This window comes from Paenibacillus sp. P36, assembly GCF_045866505.1.
Classification (GTDB): domain Bacteria; phylum Bacillota; class Bacilli; order Paenibacillales; family NBRC-103111; genus Paenibacillus_E; species Paenibacillus_E chondroitinus.
This window is the reverse complement of sequence record NZ_AP038372.1, coordinates 4,849,141-4,864,997: the sequence shown is the minus strand read 5'-3', so window position 1 is coordinate 4,864,997 and position 15,857 is coordinate 4,849,141. Positions and strand designations below refer to the sequence as shown.

The following is a 15,857-nucleotide window of genomic DNA, read 5'->3' as shown; positions in this document are numbered from 1 at the left end:
AGTGACTACAGCTATGTCTAAACAATCTAACCAATCGCATGAAATGGAAGAAGAGGCTGCTCCGGTGAACGCAGAGGGAGGAGCGGAGGGGCAAGGACATAAGGAGCCATTAATTAGCCGCAGGAAATTGCTGGCCACATTAGGGATAGGTGGAATTGCTGCTGTCTCCAGCGGATTATGGCAGGTAGCAGGTCAGTCTACCGCCTTTGCCAGCGACCAATCGGTTACAAACTCCGTATATGGCGTGGCGATTAAGAAACGCAAAACCGAGCTGCTGGAGATTCTGGACACGAATTTCTGCGTCGCAGTTAAGTTGGAGGACCTGAGGCTCGAGCTCGAACCTGATCCTACGCTTGCTTATTACGTAACGAACGAGATGCAGGAGGGCTTCTTCCGTTATGATCCGAACGACACTACATCCGTAGATAACACGGGAACCGTACTTGTGTCCTCCAACGGCAGGCGGTTCAAGCGGATTTACGGGGATACGCTGACTGCTTCTTGGTTCGGCACCAAAGGAGACGGCGTGACGAACGATACGCTGGCTTTACAGACAGCGCTAAATACCGCGTCTGGTCATAAGCTTTTTATTCCCAAACAGCGGGCGGGCTTTTATTTAACAGGCCAATTGTTCATTCCAAGTCAAATTGCGATTGAATTTGAGCCAGGGACCGTCATACAAGCGGTAGATACACTGAGCAAAGTAGGGCCTGTCTACGAACGATTGATCCGCATCAAAACCGTTAAAGACGTATACATCAACGGAAACGGCTCGACGTTACGTATGAACAAGGCGGCGTATACGACAGGCGAACAAGCTCATATTTTTGACATCAGCGGTTCGGAGAATATTGTTATTGAGAATATCAACGCAAATGACAGCGGTGGAGATGGCTTTTATATCGGCTATTTCGAATCGACGGTAGGTTTCTGCCGGAATATTGTGCTCCGTAATTGCCGCGCGGATAATAACCGAAGACAAGGACTCTCTGTAATCTCCGTAGACGGTCTCACCGTGGAGGAATGCCGTTTCTCTGGCACGAAAGGAACAGCTCCGCAGAGTGGAGTCGATATTGAACCGAATGGCCAACTTGATTTGCTGAAAAATATTCGCTTCATCCAATGTGTGGCGGATGGAAATACAGGCCGGGGCTTCCTGGTCACTTTGCTGAAACCAACGGCTGCCAGTGAACCCATCGATATCGTGTTTGATAAATGCAAAACGAAAGGGAACTCGTTTGGTTTCTCCATGAATTATGGTGGAGATGGCACGAAAGCCGTACAGGGTGAAATCAAACTGATTGATTGTATCGCGGAAAGTGAGCAGTACGCCGGATTCTCGGATTTATCTTTCTCGGCAGACGGCGCGAAGCGCTCCTATATTCGGTGCCGGGCGATGAACTGTAACACGGTTAACCAGCCGGAAGACCCCTACGGTTACGGCTCCTCGTTCATCCTCACAACGGTACCGTCGCAGGTAAGAACCGCGATCGGAAATGCGGTTTATAGGGATTGCGAATCCGTAGATACGCGTCAGGTTCCGCTGATTAAGCGTGGATTCTCGTTAAAGAAAAACAACGCAGAATTGCTGCGGAACGTTACCTATTTGGGCTGCTCCGTCAAAGGCGGAGGCCAAAAGCTCTATGCCATAGACCCCTCAGCCGAGGATATCTATGCCTCCAAACAGCCGCTGCCTATTCAAGCATATCCTTCTTCCGGATCCGTCACTTTTGATTACATAGGCTTCAAAATCACCAACGCTGGCGCATCCGCTGAGGTCACCTTGCTGCTGCCAACAGCGAAAGCCAGCGTCACGTACACATTTTTTGTGGAAGCTCCGTATCAGCTTAATTTGCAAACACAACCGGGGAAGACGATTCTAACACCCTTAGGGGGTAAGACCCTGATTGGAACCAACCTGCAAGGAAATTCTATCGTGCTGACGGGCCGCTCAGATGGACAGTGGGAGATTTCAGGCATGGTAGGGGATTGGCTGCAATAGCAGGTTGTGGTAAGATTTGAGAAGACAATTGAATCGTATTGAACACTAGGGGTGCTGTTATAGCTGAGAAAGACGTTCGTCTTAACCCTTACACCTGATCTAGGTAATGCTAGCGAAGGGAAGTGGTTGTTTGTCGTTTGGGTACTGTCATAACGCGGCCGCTTTCTATCAGAAAGCGGTTTTTTTGTTTGACTACTAGATTAATTAAAAGGGGATAAGACAATGACTTTTTCTGAACGTTTATATGAGCGGCTGCAACCGGTATGGCGGAGAAACCACGCCCATTCGTTTGTTCAGCAAATGGGAGACGGCACGTTAGAATTGGAGAAATTTCGCTTTTATATGATTCAAGACTATGTGTATTTAAAAGATTATGCCAAACTGTTTGCATTAGGAGCGGTCAAATCGGATGATTTGGCAGTTATGGGGAAATTTGCGGCTCTGCTGGACTCCACATTAAATGAAGAAATGTCCCTTCACAGGGCATATGCCGCTCGCTTCGGAATCACGGAGGAGGAGTTGGAACAGGCCAAACCTTCCCCGATTACTTTGGCTTATACGCATTATATGCTGCATACGGCGCAAAACGGATCGTTAGCCGAGTTAACCGCGGCGCTGCTTCCTTGCATGTGGAGTTATTCTGAAATTGGCAAAGAACTAAGCCGATTGCCGGGAGCGAGCGAACATTCCTACTATGGGGATTGGATTAAAATGTACAGCTCCGAAGAGTTCGGAGGGTTAGCGCAGTGGTGCATCGGCCTGCTCGATCAGCTTGCCGAAGGGAAGCCGGAATCCGAACTCTATAGGCTGGAAGAGATTTTTCTGAACACGACGCGGTATGAATATTTGTTCTGGGAGATGGCTTACCGGATGGAAAGTTGGCCTGATGAATAGTTAGGAATTCAAGGAGAAAGCCACATGGCTTTCTCCTTTTTTCATTTAAGCTGTTCTAAAATTATGTCTTGACTAATATATATTCTAATATTAGAATAACTAACGTTATATAAATTATTCATAGGGGTGGTTCACATGCATATTTTGTCCATCGTGCTTCAAATTATTTTAGGGATCGGGTTTCTGCTGTTTGGTTTCATGAAGTTCGGCAGCAAGCAGATGGTAGACGAGTTCAAGCGTTATCGGCTATCGACGGGAATGAGGATTTTTACTGGTTTAGTAGAAGTGCTGTCGGCCGCTATCATTATTATCGGCATTTGGGTTAGTCCGTATGCCTTAATCGGTGCTATTCTTATGGCAATCACCATGTTTGTTGCGGCTCTTGTCCACTTGGTTCGCGTGAAAGATCCAGTTGGTAAAGCCTTGATGCCCATCATTCTGTTCATACTCGCTGTTATTGTCATTATTTTGAACTGAAGCAGAAGACATTCGATTTTTTCTAATTGAAATTCCTGAGGAAGTCGAATATCCTTGTGTATAAGAAAGCAAGATAAGGTGGTTGGCGTATGACTGAACGCGATAAAGAGGGTATAGAGCTTGATTTAAGGCTTATACGCGTTATAAGAAACATGGTAAAGGAATTGTTTGGCAGCATGGAGCGCAGCATTGATAGCTTTGATCTCAGTATCGAGACATTCCAGATTCTTGAGTTTCTTTACAATAAAGGTCCACACCCTATACAGAAAATTAGCGACACGTTCTCGATTCCAAGCGGGAGTATCACTTATGTGGTGGATAAGCTTGAGAAGAAAGGATTCGTGGAACGCCTTCCTATTCCAGGTGATCGCCGCAAGGTGAATGTGGTATTGACCGGCGAAGGCCGAAGTTATTTTGATACGATTTTTCCGACTCATGTCCAAGCGATCTCCGACGATTTGTCCTTTGTGACGGATGAAGAGAAGCATGAACTCATTGTCCTGCTTAAGAAAATTGGATACGGCATTAAGAATCGTCAAAGCGATGCAACTGCACAGGAAGATGAAAATAAGTCATAATCTTTGGTATGATGCAAAAACGACCCTCTAACTGAAACAAAGAGGGTCATTTTTATCAATAAAAATATCCTATTATTATAATATATATATTATTAACATTCATATCTGGTATAGATGGGAGAGATTACAATGAACATACAGATCCTAGGCCCAGAGTTTCAAGGGAAAGAATCTTTCGACGGAGGAAGGATATATGCGCAGAAGCCGCTAGGATTTTCAGGCCAAGGAGCCGCTACCGTGCGGCTTGGACCTCTTTTCTATTGGTCATGGGGGCATGCGGTGAAGGAAGGCGGCATCGGCTTTCATCCTCATCAAGGCTTTGAAATTCTAACTTACGGTATCAACGGAAAAGGAACTCACCGGGATACGCTCGGCACAGAGAGTACACTTGAAGCAGGCGACGTACAGTTGATGCAAACCGGATCGGGCATGCATCACGCAGAGACCGTCACTGCAGGTTACGAAGGTTTTCAAATCTGGCTGGAACCCTATTTACAAGATGCGTTGAATCGCGAACCGGTGTATACCTTTTACGATAACGAAGAGTTCCCTCGTATATCCTACAATGGCGTTAACGTGAAAACGGTAGTAGGGGAAGGTTCTCCGGTTCAAAAGCTTGTAACCGACGTAAACATGTACGATATCGAAGTTGAAGCCGGGGCAACGTACGTTCATCGGATATTGCCCAACCGTACGTTCGCAGCTTTAGCGTTTCGCGGCAAATCTGGTATCCTATGGACCACAGAATCGAATCGCGTTTCTTTTACAAACAAAGACTTTGCTATTGTACAAACCGAAGAAGAAGTAGAAGTGAACATTCGAGCCGAGGATGAGAAGCTTCGTTTGTTTATTGTAGAAATTCCGACGAAAGTCGATTATCCTTTGTATAATAAAGCAAGATAAGAATAAGGACGGGGTAACAGCGATGTTGCTTCGTCTTTTTTTGCGCTTCTTGCCGTGCCGTAAGCACTTTTCGCATAGGTTTCGCTCGATTCGGCATAATAGCAATGATTGTGCTGACTAGGAGGATTTTGCATGAGTTGGTTAAAAATAGGCAAATTTCGTTCAAATAAATATCCTCCTGGTACGAAAAATTCCTTTCTAGAGGAAGACAGTTCTACTCCATTCACCGCGGAAATTGAACAGAACGAAAAGTTGCTGCAAGAAACGTTTGAGGACTGTTCGGACTTGGTTTATAGAAGGATAGATGTTAACCAGAACGTGCATTGGCTCATTGTATATATAGAGAGTTTAATTGATAAAACAACACTTGAAGAGAATGTTATTAAGCCATTGTTAACGAGTCTGACAAGTGATACCTATCCGAAGGAATCTGGAGATTTGAAAAGCGAAATGATCTCCATCGGCACTACAATTCGCACGACAAAAGTGTCGGAAGCCGTTGCTAACATCTTAGATGGCCATGCAGCCATTCTTTCAACGGGCAGCAGTATCGTGACGACAGTTTCGATTCCGGGTACATCGAAGCGAAGCATTGATGAAGCATCGTCCGAGCCCGTAATACGCGGCCCAAGGGATGGTTTTATTGAACATATTTCAACCAACGTTAGCCTGATACGTGCCAGACTCAAAACTTCCAAGTTAAAAATGGAGTATATCACCCTTGGCGAGCTTTCCAAGACGCGAATAGCCATTACGTATTTGAAAGGGATTGCTTCCGAAACCGTAGTTGACGAAGTAAAAGCAAGATTAAAGCCAATCAAGCTCGAGGGTGTCCTAGACTCAGGGAATATAGAAGAATTTATTGAGGATCAACCGTATTCACCATTTCCCCAAGTCCACAGTACAGAACGCCCGGATGTGGTGGTTGCTGAATTACTTGAAGGGAAAGTAGCCATACTTGTCGACACAACCCCTTTTGTTATTGTAGTCCCGATGACATTCTGGACAGGTCTCCAAGCAAGCGAAGATTATTATATCCGTTGGCCAATCGCTACTTTTGTACGTTGGATTCGCTTTCTCTTTATCATTTTTGCCATATTCGCACCTCCCATGTACGTAGCCATTACGACTTTCCACCAGGAGATGATCCCCACCAATCTTGTGCTAAGTATTGCCTCCTCAAGGGATGCCGTTCCTTTTCCTGCAATGGTTGAGGCTTTATTAATTGAAATTATTTTTGAAGCCCTGAGAGAAGCAGGCATTCGTCTGCCGAAACAGATTGGCCAAGCCATAAGCATTGTCGGAGGTTTGGTCATTGGCCAAGCAGCGGTTCAAGCAGGATTCATTTCTGCGCCGGTTGTTATTATCGTGTCCATAACAGGGATCTCAGCTTTTACGATCCCACGCTACAGTTTCGCAAATGGGATTCGATTGCTCCGTTTTCCCATGTTATTTTTAGCAGGGTTATTAGGCCTCTACGGCATTGTACTAGGGCTTCTAGCCATCATGCTGCATGTGACCAACCTTCGTTCATTTGGAAGTCTGTATTTCTCGCCAGTTGCTCCGCTAAAGCTAACGGCTTTAAAAGATGTCCTGATACGGATTCCGATTTGGGCCAAATTCCGCCCTTCCATAAGGCCGAATCAAGAGGGGGAGCAGAATTAACCATTCTGAAGTTGAGGAGATACTTGGTCTGGGGGGATTGAGATGAGCCTATTCAAATATACGATTCTTCTTGTATTTTTCTTCCTTAGCGGTTGTTGGGATCGTACGGAAATGAATGATATAGCTTTTGTTACGGCTACTGCGCTAGATCTTGCGGATAATGGAAACATCATTTGTTATCTGCAAATAGCTGCACCTGCATCTTCCAAAGGCGCAGTCAGCGGCGGAGGGAGCAGTACGAATCCAAATTCTTATGTCATTTTTGCTGAAGGAAAAACGGGCAACGAGGTTCATCAAAAACTGCAGAAGAAGAGCTCTCATAGCTTGTTCTACTCTCACCGCAGCGTTGTATTTATTAGTGAGCGTTTAGCTAGACATGGAACGGAAAATTTATTGGATATCTTTACGCACGACCCCAGGAATCGTTTAAAGGCTTATATCATGGTAGTGAAAGATGGGGATGGGAAGAACGAGAGGAAGATGGAGTCTCTTCTAAAAGAAATACCAAGTGAAGTAGCCAAAGAATTGCAACTTTCGGGAGATGATGTTGCCGTCACTTTGCGGGATTTCTTCATTTCATCCGATAGTGAGGGGGTTCAACCCGTTGTCGGGTTAATTGAACCTGAGATCGACTCTAATCATGCACAAAGGCAAATTTATAGGGTTGCAGGCGCCGGTGTATTTAAAGGTTACAAATTATCCGGGTTATTGGATGTCAATGAAGCTTTTGCGTTCATGTGGGTGACTGACAAGCTGAAGTACGGCAGAATCACGGCAAATGTCCCTCAAAGTTCAGGGGAAGTCGGGATGATGCTCATTCATACGAAAGGTAAAATCATTACGAAAACTGCGAAAGATTCCGTACAATTCAAAATCAAACTGGAAGGTCAAGGAAGTTTGGTTGAGAATACTTCCGATTTGGATATTACGGATCCGGACAATTTGAAACGAATTAAAAAGGCGCTGGAGGATGCGGCCAAAAAGCAAGTACAAGACTTTCTGTCTAAAATCCAAAAGAAATATCAAGTTGACAGCGTGGGCTTCGGCCAAGAAGTTTATAAAAATAGCCCAGATCAGTGGGAGGCTTTGAAAGATCAATGGGACACGCAATTTCCAGAGGCGGAGATATCCATTGAAGTTCATTTAACGCTAAAAGGAGCGGGAATGGTACATTCTTCCTTCTATGAATAGGAGATTAAGAAAATGATCTTACAAATCGTAACTCTTATTATTGTAATGTTGGGTTGGACGTTGTATAGAGTTCAAATTTTTCTTAAGAAAAACGAGCCGGTAACGGCTGGTTTATATGGCTGCTTGATGGGAATATGTACGATTCTCGGCTCGTTATTGGCAGCCCATGTTGATATTCCAAGCACAACAGCACCTTTGAATATGATTTTTCAGCCGCTTGGCAAGCTTATTCTAAACCGTTGAATGCTAATGAACGGATTTCTTCCAACGCCTTTTTGTCGAATCAATCAAGAGCAAGCCTAGCGGTAATACTAGATGTGTTAATAAGGCATAGCTAGGGTACGTGTAATTCAAATAACTTGACAAATCGGTCGAATAATTGACAAAAATTGAAATCGAACCAAACACGGACAAAATCGTTATTGGGATGACTAAGTCTTTATATCGTTTAATGTTAAAAAGATGCCCTAAACTTAAACAGATGATAAAAAAAGTTAGAGATATTTTCATAAAGCATCCCATAACCCAAATAGCTACCGCTAATGCCTCTAAACGTTCAAAGCTTCCTTTCAAACCAACATACTGAATCACGCTAAGTACGGGAAACGTCAATTTTTTCGTTAACGGCCCAAAAACCATAATGAGCGGGATAATCGTAATCGCGAGAAGGCCTGAGATGGTAAACAATGAAATGAACGAAGCTTTGGTTGCTTTATTCGGTTGATTCATAAATGGAATAAGCCATCCCAAAATAAAAAATTGACTTAAGTAAGCGGTAGGAAAAATAGATCCTTGAAGGACAGGTACGATTCCTTTGCTTAGAATTGGACGCAGCCGCTCCGGATCTGATTCCGTGAGCATGAGAATCAAGAGAGGAATCAACAAAACAAGAATGAGCAAAGACAGGGACTCATTCACTCTTGCGATAGCTTCGATTCCCATATAGACGGCTATTCCGCATAAAATGGCCAATGTTAGGCTAATCACGATGGAAGGCGTTCTCATGAGCAGAACCGTATTGATAAACTGTACGTGTTGATTCAGAATGATGAAATCAAAATTGACCCAGGAATAAATATAATAGCATCCCAAACATTTCCCAGGCCATTTCCCAATGATTTGACAGCTGTACTGAATAATCGACTGACCCGGATAACGATTCGATAAGGTTGTCATCACTATAATCGTTAATGCCCCGATCAAAAACGCAGGGAGAATCGTTATCCATGCATCTTGCTTTGAAATCGTAGACATCAATCCTGGTATGACAAGAATGACGGTAGGCGCTACAAATGAAAAAATTAATAAACTTACTTGCGTTCCTGTTATTTTTTCTGCGGACTCCATGGGTGTTCTCCTTGAAAATCAGATCTTTCCAGTATTCCCCTCATACCTACAATAAATAAGTGAACAAAATCCATTAGTAAGGTATAATTTTCTATAAAATGGCATGTTTATTGTGAAAAGGGGATGAATCATGAGTTCAGCGGGAAGCCAACATACGGTGCGGCAACCAAGCACGTCTATTCCTACTAACAAATCCATGGACGCTGCAACAACTTCCGATCAACCAAGTTATGAGACACAATCTATGGCAAGCTTATCGCAAATGATGCTGCTTCAACGCACGATTGGCAATCAAGCTGTGGCTACTATGGTTCAAAGGCGAATCACACCTCAAACAGCTCAAGGGACTGTCATTCAGCGATCGCTTGATGATGAAACCAAAGTCACCTGGACGCATATTAAGCTTAGTGCATTATGGACGAAAATGAGGGATCGAAGCGAAGGGAAAGATGGCATGCCGAACTATGCGGGTAATATAAGGGATGCTATGGCAGAGTATGTGAACACACAACATACCGAGAGGGAGCTAGCAGAAATCATTGTCAATCAGGAGCCGTTCAAAGCTATCTTTCTGAATCCCAGAAAAAATCAGCAAAATGATACCATTGCCGACCCTGGAGGAGCTATTGAACTCGCGATTCAAGCGGTATTGGCAGCGTGTATTTTCTACCACGCAACGTTTGATGAAAATGTAGCTGATATTCTTGCCGGAGGCATTAAAGCGAGTAAGGGTGGAAAAGGATCAGGGATCAGCACGCATGGCCGTGACAACGCCGCAGCCAACGCTACTTACAATAAGTGGAGCAAAGGCCATTCCTTTATTACGAAAAGCAAAGCAGAAGCTAATGGATACAAAGAAAAAATGGCGCTGAAGAAACCGGCGAAAATTATTCATATTTTATCAATGCCGGCTTTTATCGACGATAGCTCCATGAAAGTGGATATTGATAGCAAGGCGGGACTGAAGTATGAAGGAGATCTCGACATGATTGGAGATGGCGCACAGTTGAATGATAGAGCTCTCAAAGTCATTCATAGGGGACTTAAACAAATGAATCGAACGGCGCTGGATGCGAAAATTTTGGAAGTGTACACAGCTAACTATGGATGATGGAAAGTATGGAGGACGAAAGATACGAAAGAGCATTTCCTTGTCATGAGGAGTGCTCTTTTTCTATTTATCGCCATTGAAATTCGAATTAAGAATAAAAATATAGCTATAATCGGTAATTATTTATTGAAAAACGATAAATTATATGTTAAATTAAAATCGAAAATGATGAAGTGAGGTGCATAGTAATGAAACGAGGCTCAACCCTATTTTTAAAAATCGTCTTAATTCTCATTGGTATTCCAGTGCTGGCATTGTGCATTTATTTGGTGCCAAAGATAGCGAACTACGCCGTAGAATTGTATCCAGATCATGGTTATTTGGATGCCCTGGTTATGATGGATTTGTATGCCACGGCGATACCTTTTTACTTGGCACTGTATCAAGCGTTTAAACTTTTGGGCTACATTGACAAGGGCACGGCTTTCTCAGAATTGTCTGTTCGAGCTCTTAAGATCATCAAATACTGCGCAATGACATTCAGTGGCTTGTATGTGATTGGGTTGCCACTTTTTTATCTCATTGCGGAGAAAGACGATGCGCCAGGCATCATCGTGATCGGGTTGGTTTTGATTGGTGCTTCCATCGTCATTGCGGTTTTCGCAGCAGTTCTCCAGAAGCTTTTGAAGGAAGCTATTGATATAAAATCTGAAAATGATTTGACGGTCTGAGGTGAACCCTATGGCAATTATTATCAATATTGATGTGATGTTGGCGAAACGAAAGATGAGCGTAACCGAACTAACGGAGCGGGTTGGCATCACCATGGCGAATCTCTCCATTCTGAAAAATGGGAAGGCCAAAGCGATTCGATTCTCAACGTTAGAAGCGATTTGCAAAGCTTTGGACTGTCAGCCTGGCGACATTTTAGAATACCAAAGCGGCGGCGACACGGAAGGGGAGGACGAATATGGAGATTAGCAATTTGGTTATTAAAAATTTGGCTAACCCTCATGAATTGGAGCGTCTGTTTCGAAAAGATCCTGAAACTTTCAGAAAGTCTTTCACACAGGCTTGGGAACTAAACCCTGGTTCGCAAGTTCTCGCAATATGGTTTGAAAGACTGAATTTCAAGGAGTCGGCGAATACAGAGAAATCTTCCTTGTTCCACAGGGATTTTATCTCCATGGGCATTCTAGCCATTCTGGCCGGACTGGTCAGCAGGTTCATTTTCCAGTTTGCTGAACAGCACGCCATTGCTCACTTGAACCTTGTTTTTGGCATACTGCCTTTTGTTGCCGCCTATTTCGTATACAATAATTTCCCTAGAAAAAATATTCTGTATATCCTTATTGCCCTATTTATGATCTCAGGCATTTATCTGAATACGCTTCCCCTCGAAACTAACGACAGCATTGTCTTGGCATATATCCATCTTCCCATTTTCTTATGGGTCTTAGTAGGGCTTGCGTTTACAGGAAATGACTATCGCAAAGGCAATGCAAGATTGGCTTATCTTAAATTTAATGGGGAATTCGGCATTCTCTACGCCATTATGGCAATCAGTGGAGGGCTGCTAACCGCATTAACCATGCAGTTATTTCGCTTTGTGGGCATGGATATAGCGGAGTTTTATTTTAAAAACGTTGTCTTATTTGGCGCTGCCGCACTTGCCATCGTAGCTGCTTATTTGGTGTCAAGAAACCTTAAACTTGCTAAGAATATTGCACCTTATATCGCCAAAATCTTTAGTCCACTTGTGTTGGTCACCTTGGTGGCCTATCTCGTAACGGTGATTTCCGTGGGGAAAAATCCATTCATGGATCGCGATTTTCTCCTTTCCTTCAACGGTATACTCCTTGCTGTATTAGCCGTCACCATTTTTTCCATTACGGAGAGCGGCAAGGACGAGAAAAAAAACATCTCTGATTACCTGAATTTTGCGCTAATTATTCTCGCGCTTCTCATAGACAGTGTGGCTTTATCGGCCATTGTGTTCAGGCTGTCTTCGTATGGGATTTCGCCCAACAGAATTGCTGTTCTTGGTGTAAATCTCCTTGTCTGGGCCAATCTAATATGGATTATGGTTTCCTATATGCGTTTTCTGCAAAATAAAACAAGGCTTTGGACCGTTCAGGACGCTGTTACTAAATATTTGCCGATTTACGGACTGTGGGCGGCTATCGTAACCTTTACTTTTCCTTTGATTTTTTAGAATGGTACAATGTGTGTATAGGTAGAAAATTTTGCTATAGGAAGGATGTTAGCATGAGCGATTTCCACCAGGAGTATATTGTCATCTCGGGAGCAAGGGAGAATAATCTCAAAAACGTATCCTTGCGTATTCCCAAGCGAAAGATCTCGATCTTCACCGGGGTATCCGGATCCGGCAAGTCATCCATCGTATTCGATACGATAGCGGCAGAATCCACACGATTGCTGAATGAAAATTTCAGCCTGTTCGTGCGGAATTTCCTCCCACGCTATCCGCAGCCCGATACGGATGCAATAGAGAATTTGAGCATGGCCGTGATTGTGGATCAGAAGCGGTTAGGCGGCGGATCTCATTCCACGATGGGCACGATTACCGATATTTCTCCCATACTCCGACTTCTTTTCTCTCGAGTAGGTCAACCCCCTATTGGACAATCCAACATGTTCTCTTTTAATGATCCTCAGGGGATGTGTCCTGAGTGTAACGGGATTGGCCGCAGGCTGGGTATTGACGTAAGCAAAGCGTTGGATAAGTCCAAGTCATTGAATGAAGGAGCCATTATGCTGCCTGATTATTCCGTGAACAGCATGGATTGGTCGATGATTATCCAGACGGGGTCCTTCGATCCCGACAAGAAGCTGAGCGACTACTCGGAAGCGGAACTGGATCAACTGTTGTACAGCAAAGCAAGGAAAGTAGAGATGCAATTCGCCGGCAAGGCTGTCAATATTACAGTGGAAGGTGTCTTCGAGAAGTTCACGAATAAGTATATCAAGCGGGATTTGAAAACGATGTCCGAGCGCACACAGAAAGCTGTAACCCCGTATATCTCAGAGGGTATCTGCTACAGTTGTCACGGCGCCAGACTCAGTCAAGCTGCGCTCCATTGCAAAATTAATGGACACAACATTGCCGATCTCGCTTCCATGGAGGTCGGACAGCTTATTCGCGTCATTCGGGAGATCGACGATCCGATTGCCGCACCGGTCGTGAAGTCGCTCACGGAGCGGCTGCAGCACCTGGTGGATATCGGACTTGACTACTTGACGCTGGATCGCGAGACGGACACATTGTCCGGCGGTGAGTCGCAGCGGGTGAAGATGGTGAAGCACCTGAGCGGTAGTCTGGTGGACGTCACGTATATCTTCGATGAGCCAAGCGTTGGCTTGCATCCCCGCGATGTGCACCGGCTCAATGAATTGCTCCAGAAGCTGCGAGACAAGGGCAATACGGTGATCGTCGTGGAACACGATCCGGATGTGATTAAGATCGCAGATCATATCGTTGACGTTGGGCCGCATGCCGGCAGCCGCGGCGGTACGATCATGTATGAAGGCAGCTATCAAGGCCTATTAGCGTCCGGTACTCTGACGGGTACGCATATGAAGCGACCGCTTCAGCTGAAAGACGATTGCAGGCAGCCATCCGGCCAACTGTCGATCAAAAATGCGTCCTTGCACAACTTGCAGAACGTGTCTGTCGATATTCCAACCGGCGTGCTGAACGTCATTACGGGGGTTGCCGGTTCAGGCAAGAGCACGCTGATTAACGAGGTGTTTCTCAGCGAACATTCGGATGCCATCGTCATCGACCAATCGGCCGTTGGCGTGTCAACCCGCTCGAATCCCGCAACGTATACGGGGATTATGGATGATGTGCGCAAGGCTTTTGCTTCTGCCAACAAGGTGAACCAAGGCTTGTTCAGCTTCAACTCCAAAGGCGCATGCGAGAACTGCCAAGGGTTAGGTGTAGTGTACACAGACCTTGCTTTCCTCGATAGCGTGAAGCTGCCATGCGAAGTGTGCGGAGGGAAAAGATTCAAAGAAGAAGTACTGGCCTACAAGCTGGACGGTAAGTCCATTGCTGAAGTGCTGGAGATGACGGTGGAGCAGGCTTTGGAGTTTTTTGAGCTAAAAGAGGTTGTGCGCAAGCTCCAGGCAATGAGTGATGTGGGGTTGAACTATATTACACTCGGTCAGCCGCTCAGCACGCTCTCAGGCGGGGAATGTCAACGGATCAAGCTGGCAAGCGAGCTGCATAAAAAGGGTAGCATCTACGTGATGGACGAGCCTACAACCGGCTTGCATATGTCCGATATCGGTCATCTTCTGGGGATTATGAACCGACTAGTGGATGCTGGTAATACAGTCATCGTCATCGAGCACAATCTGGATGTGATCAGTCAAGCGGATTGGATCATCGATATGGGGCCGGATGGAGGAAGCAATGGCGGTCAAGTGGTGTTCGAAGGAACCCCTCAGCAGATTATCCATGCGGAGAACTCGATTACGGGGAAATACTTGAGAACTTAACACGGCTTATTTTGCAATTGTTTACTAGGAGAGGTGTACATTCATGGAACTTTTGTTACTATCAAAAGAATTAACACAGCAATACTGCAGGAAAATATTGATGCCTGAAGGGGCTACCGAACTATTGGTGGAGATCGCCAATAAGCTGAACAATGATCACAAACTTTTAGATATTTATATGGATTTTTACAAAAATACAATTGAGAGTGGTCACTGGACAACGGTTTGGGAACCGTTAACGATTGACCCTTATGTAGAAGAAACCTTTGGGAATGAAGCTTCCCTGTTTTATCTGCATGCCGCGTTGCAAAGGCTGCCTCTGGCCGAGAAGAAGTATGCCGAATGGGGACTGAGTGAGGAATTATTCGTTGAAACTTTGAGGGATATCGGCGTATGGGTACAAAATGCTTATAATCTAGTGGGATATTATGCCATTAGAAATTTCAGCTGGATCTGGAGGCATCTCGAAGCCAGAATGTTCCGGATTGGCGGCATGCAATTCCTGGCTGCGAAATTTTCCGGAGTCGTTAAAGGCTTTTACAATGCAAAGGAAGAAAGATTTTTACTTTTATGCGGTGAAGGAATGGAACTGCGAGCAAATGGCGATATGCAAGGCGTATGTAAAAAAGAGAAGACAACCGATGGTTTTGTAACGGAATATACGGAAACGGAAGAGTTTTACATCGGACATCCCATTACGCCTATTGGCAAAGGACTTCAAGAGCAAGTTAAGCTTAACAGAGATGAATGGGAAAAAGTGCTGGACAAAGATGATACGTTACTTGAAATCCACATCCCAAGAGATACTGCTTTTAATATGGAGTCTATCAAAGACACTTATTTAAAAGCGAAGGAATTTTTTGCGACCTACTTTCCAGAAGTCAAATATAAAGGCATGGTTTGTCATACATGGCTTTTTACTCCCCAACTTCGGGAGATGCTGCCGCCTACGAGCAATATCTTAAAGTTCCAAGAGCAATTCTACCTGTATCCGACAGCGGGATCCGTGCGTTTCCTATGGAATTTTGTGTTTAATGAATTGACGGAGGTCAAAGACGCGAAGCCTGACACCTCATTAAGGAAACAGGTTCTTCAATATGTAGAGGAAGATAAAGAGATATTTGATATGAATGGGATATACCTTGATTTATGCGGTGAGTTTGGCAACGTATCTTACGATAAATGAAAATTGTTAGAAGCAGATATAGAAAAGGAGTACTGA

General features: G+C 44.6%; 15 protein-coding genes and 1 riboswitch. Of the genes, 14 read left to right on the top strand and 1 reads right to left on the bottom strand.

The features are described from left to right. The first annotated feature begins 13 nt into the window (after positions 1 to 13). From ACKTT9_RS21815 to ACKTT9_RS21780, 8 genes are all read left to right on the top strand, one after another. On the top strand, positions 14 to 2,002 hold the full coding sequence (locus tag ACKTT9_RS21815) for a right-handed parallel beta-helix repeat-containing protein (protein ID WP_407867611.1): 1,989 nt from the start codon (positions 14 to 16) through the stop codon (positions 2,000 to 2,002). Between the two features lie 37 nt (positions 2,003 to 2,039). Continuing rightward, a riboswitch (TPP riboswitch) is annotated at positions 2,040 to 2,140 on the top strand. An 84-nt stretch (positions 2,141 to 2,224) separates the two neighbouring features. Further along, positions 2,225 to 2,896, top strand: a complete 672-nt coding sequence (gene tenA, locus ACKTT9_RS21810) for a thiaminase II (RefSeq protein WP_407867610.1) — start codon at positions 2,225 to 2,227, stop codon at positions 2,894 to 2,896. A 135-nt stretch (positions 2,897 to 3,031) separates the two neighbouring features. Beyond that, positions 3,032 to 3,373 carry a DoxX family protein gene (locus ACKTT9_RS21805; RefSeq protein ID WP_407867609.1) on the top strand — a complete coding sequence of 114 codons (342 nt, stop codon included), beginning with the start codon at positions 3,032 to 3,034 and terminating at the stop codon, positions 3,371 to 3,373. A gap of 89 nt (positions 3,374 to 3,462) precedes the next feature. Continuing rightward, on the top strand, positions 3,463 to 3,951 hold the full coding sequence (locus ACKTT9_RS21800) for a MarR family winged helix-turn-helix transcriptional regulator (protein WP_407867608.1): 489 nt from the start codon (positions 3,463 to 3,465) through the stop codon (positions 3,949 to 3,951). 129 nt (positions 3,952 to 4,080) lie between these two features. Then, the gene (locus ACKTT9_RS21795) at positions 4,081 to 4,854 is read left to right on the top strand and encodes a pirin family protein (RefSeq protein ID WP_407867607.1); all 774 of its coding nucleotides are present in this window, start codon (positions 4,081 to 4,083) and stop codon (positions 4,852 to 4,854) included. A 132-nt stretch (positions 4,855 to 4,986) separates the two neighbouring features. Beyond that, positions 4,987 to 6,519, top strand: coding sequence for a spore germination protein (locus ACKTT9_RS21790; RefSeq protein WP_407867606.1), 1,533 nt, complete (start codon positions 4,987 to 4,989; stop codon positions 6,517 to 6,519). A gap of 42 nt (positions 6,520 to 6,561) precedes the next feature. Continuing rightward, positions 6,562 to 7,710 (top strand): Ger(x)C family spore germination protein, encoded by a 1,149-nt coding sequence (locus ACKTT9_RS21785; protein WP_407867605.1) that lies wholly within the window; start codon positions 6,562 to 6,564, stop codon positions 7,708 to 7,710. A gap of 12 nt (positions 7,711 to 7,722) precedes the next feature. Further along, a complete protein-coding gene (locus tag ACKTT9_RS21780; RefSeq protein ID WP_407867604.1) occupies positions 7,723 to 7,953 on the top strand; it encodes a hypothetical protein in 231 nt (76 codons plus the stop codon). A 3-nt stretch (positions 7,954 to 7,956) separates the two neighbouring features. On the opposite strand, the gene ACKTT9_RS21775 is transcribed toward ACKTT9_RS21780, so the two are convergent. After that, positions 7,957 to 9,057, bottom strand: a complete 1,101-nt coding sequence (locus ACKTT9_RS21775; protein ID WP_407867603.1) for an endospore germination permease — start codon at positions 9,055 to 9,057, stop codon at positions 7,957 to 7,959. A 130-nt stretch (positions 9,058 to 9,187) separates the two neighbouring features. On the opposite strand from ACKTT9_RS21775, the gene ACKTT9_RS21770 reads away from it, so the two are divergent. The 6 genes from ACKTT9_RS21770 (at position 9,188) to ACKTT9_RS21745 (ending at position 15,821) form a co-directional block, all read left to right on the top strand. Beyond that, complete coding sequence (locus tag ACKTT9_RS21770; RefSeq protein ID WP_407867602.1) at positions 9,188 to 10,168, top strand: hypothetical protein; 981 nt, start codon at positions 9,188 to 9,190, stop codon at positions 10,166 to 10,168. Positions 10,169 to 10,356: 188 nt separating this feature from the next. After that, positions 10,357 to 10,839, top strand: a complete 483-nt coding sequence (locus ACKTT9_RS21765) for a DUF2975 domain-containing protein (RefSeq protein WP_407867601.1) — start codon at positions 10,357 to 10,359, stop codon at positions 10,837 to 10,839. 10 nt (positions 10,840 to 10,849) lie between these two features. Then, the gene (locus ACKTT9_RS21760; RefSeq protein ID WP_407867600.1) at positions 10,850 to 11,089 is read left to right on the top strand and encodes a helix-turn-helix domain-containing protein; all 240 of its coding nucleotides are present in this window, start codon (positions 10,850 to 10,852) and stop codon (positions 11,087 to 11,089) included. Continuing rightward, on the top strand, positions 11,079 to 12,323 hold the full coding sequence (locus ACKTT9_RS21755; RefSeq protein ID WP_407867599.1) for a DUF4153 domain-containing protein: 1,245 nt from the start codon (positions 11,079 to 11,081) through the stop codon (positions 12,321 to 12,323). The genes ACKTT9_RS21760 and ACKTT9_RS21755 overlap by 11 nt, the downstream gene beginning before the upstream one ends. Before the next feature lie 53 nt (positions 12,324 to 12,376). Next, entirely contained in the window at positions 12,377 to 14,635 is a 2,259-nt protein-coding gene (locus ACKTT9_RS21750) for an ATP-binding cassette domain-containing protein (RefSeq protein ID WP_407867598.1), read from the top strand. A gap of 43 nt (positions 14,636 to 14,678) precedes the next feature. Continuing rightward, entirely contained in the window at positions 14,679 to 15,821 is a 1,143-nt protein-coding gene (locus ACKTT9_RS21745) for an acyltransferase domain-containing protein (RefSeq protein ID WP_407867597.1), read from the top strand. Positions 15,822 to 15,857 lie beyond the last annotated feature (36 nt).

What these genes read in the sequence shown, in the direction of transcription:
- ACKTT9_RS21815 (WP_407867611.1), top strand. Translation starts at nt 14, where the DNA reads ATGTCTAAACAATCTAACCAATCGCATGAAATGGAAGAAGAGGCTGCT.
- tenA (WP_407867610.1), top strand. Translation starts at nt 2,225, where the DNA reads ATGACTTTTTCTGAACGTTTATATGAGCGGCTGCAACCGGTATGGCGG.
- ACKTT9_RS21805 (WP_407867609.1), top strand. Translation starts at nt 3,032, where the DNA reads ATGCATATTTTGTCCATCGTGCTTCAAATTATTTTAGGGATCGGGTTT.
- ACKTT9_RS21800 (WP_407867608.1), top strand. Translation starts at nt 3,463, where the DNA reads ATGACTGAACGCGATAAAGAGGGTATAGAGCTTGATTTAAGGCTTATA.
- ACKTT9_RS21795 (WP_407867607.1), top strand. Translation starts at nt 4,081, where the DNA reads ATGAACATACAGATCCTAGGCCCAGAGTTTCAAGGGAAAGAATCTTTC.
- ACKTT9_RS21790 (WP_407867606.1), top strand. Translation starts at nt 4,987, where the DNA reads ATGAGTTGGTTAAAAATAGGCAAATTTCGTTCAAATAAATATCCTCCT.
- ACKTT9_RS21785 (WP_407867605.1), top strand. Translation starts at nt 6,562, where the DNA reads ATGAGCCTATTCAAATATACGATTCTTCTTGTATTTTTCTTCCTTAGC.
- ACKTT9_RS21780 (WP_407867604.1), top strand. Translation starts at nt 7,723, where the DNA reads ATGATCTTACAAATCGTAACTCTTATTATTGTAATGTTGGGTTGGACG.
- ACKTT9_RS21775 (WP_407867603.1), bottom strand. Translation starts at nt 9,057, where the DNA reads ATGGAGTCCGCAGAAAAAATAACAGGAACGCAAGTAAGTTTATTAATT.
- ACKTT9_RS21770 (WP_407867602.1), top strand. Translation starts at nt 9,188, where the DNA reads ATGAGTTCAGCGGGAAGCCAACATACGGTGCGGCAACCAAGCACGTCT.
- ACKTT9_RS21765 (WP_407867601.1), top strand. Translation starts at nt 10,357, where the DNA reads ATGAAACGAGGCTCAACCCTATTTTTAAAAATCGTCTTAATTCTCATT.
- ACKTT9_RS21760 (WP_407867600.1), top strand. Translation starts at nt 10,850, where the DNA reads ATGGCAATTATTATCAATATTGATGTGATGTTGGCGAAACGAAAGATG.
- ACKTT9_RS21755 (WP_407867599.1), top strand. Translation starts at nt 11,079, where the DNA reads ATGGAGATTAGCAATTTGGTTATTAAAAATTTGGCTAACCCTCATGAA.
- ACKTT9_RS21750 (WP_407867598.1), top strand. Translation starts at nt 12,377, where the DNA reads ATGAGCGATTTCCACCAGGAGTATATTGTCATCTCGGGAGCAAGGGAG.
- ACKTT9_RS21745 (WP_407867597.1), top strand. Translation starts at nt 14,679, where the DNA reads ATGGAACTTTTGTTACTATCAAAAGAATTAACACAGCAATACTGCAGG.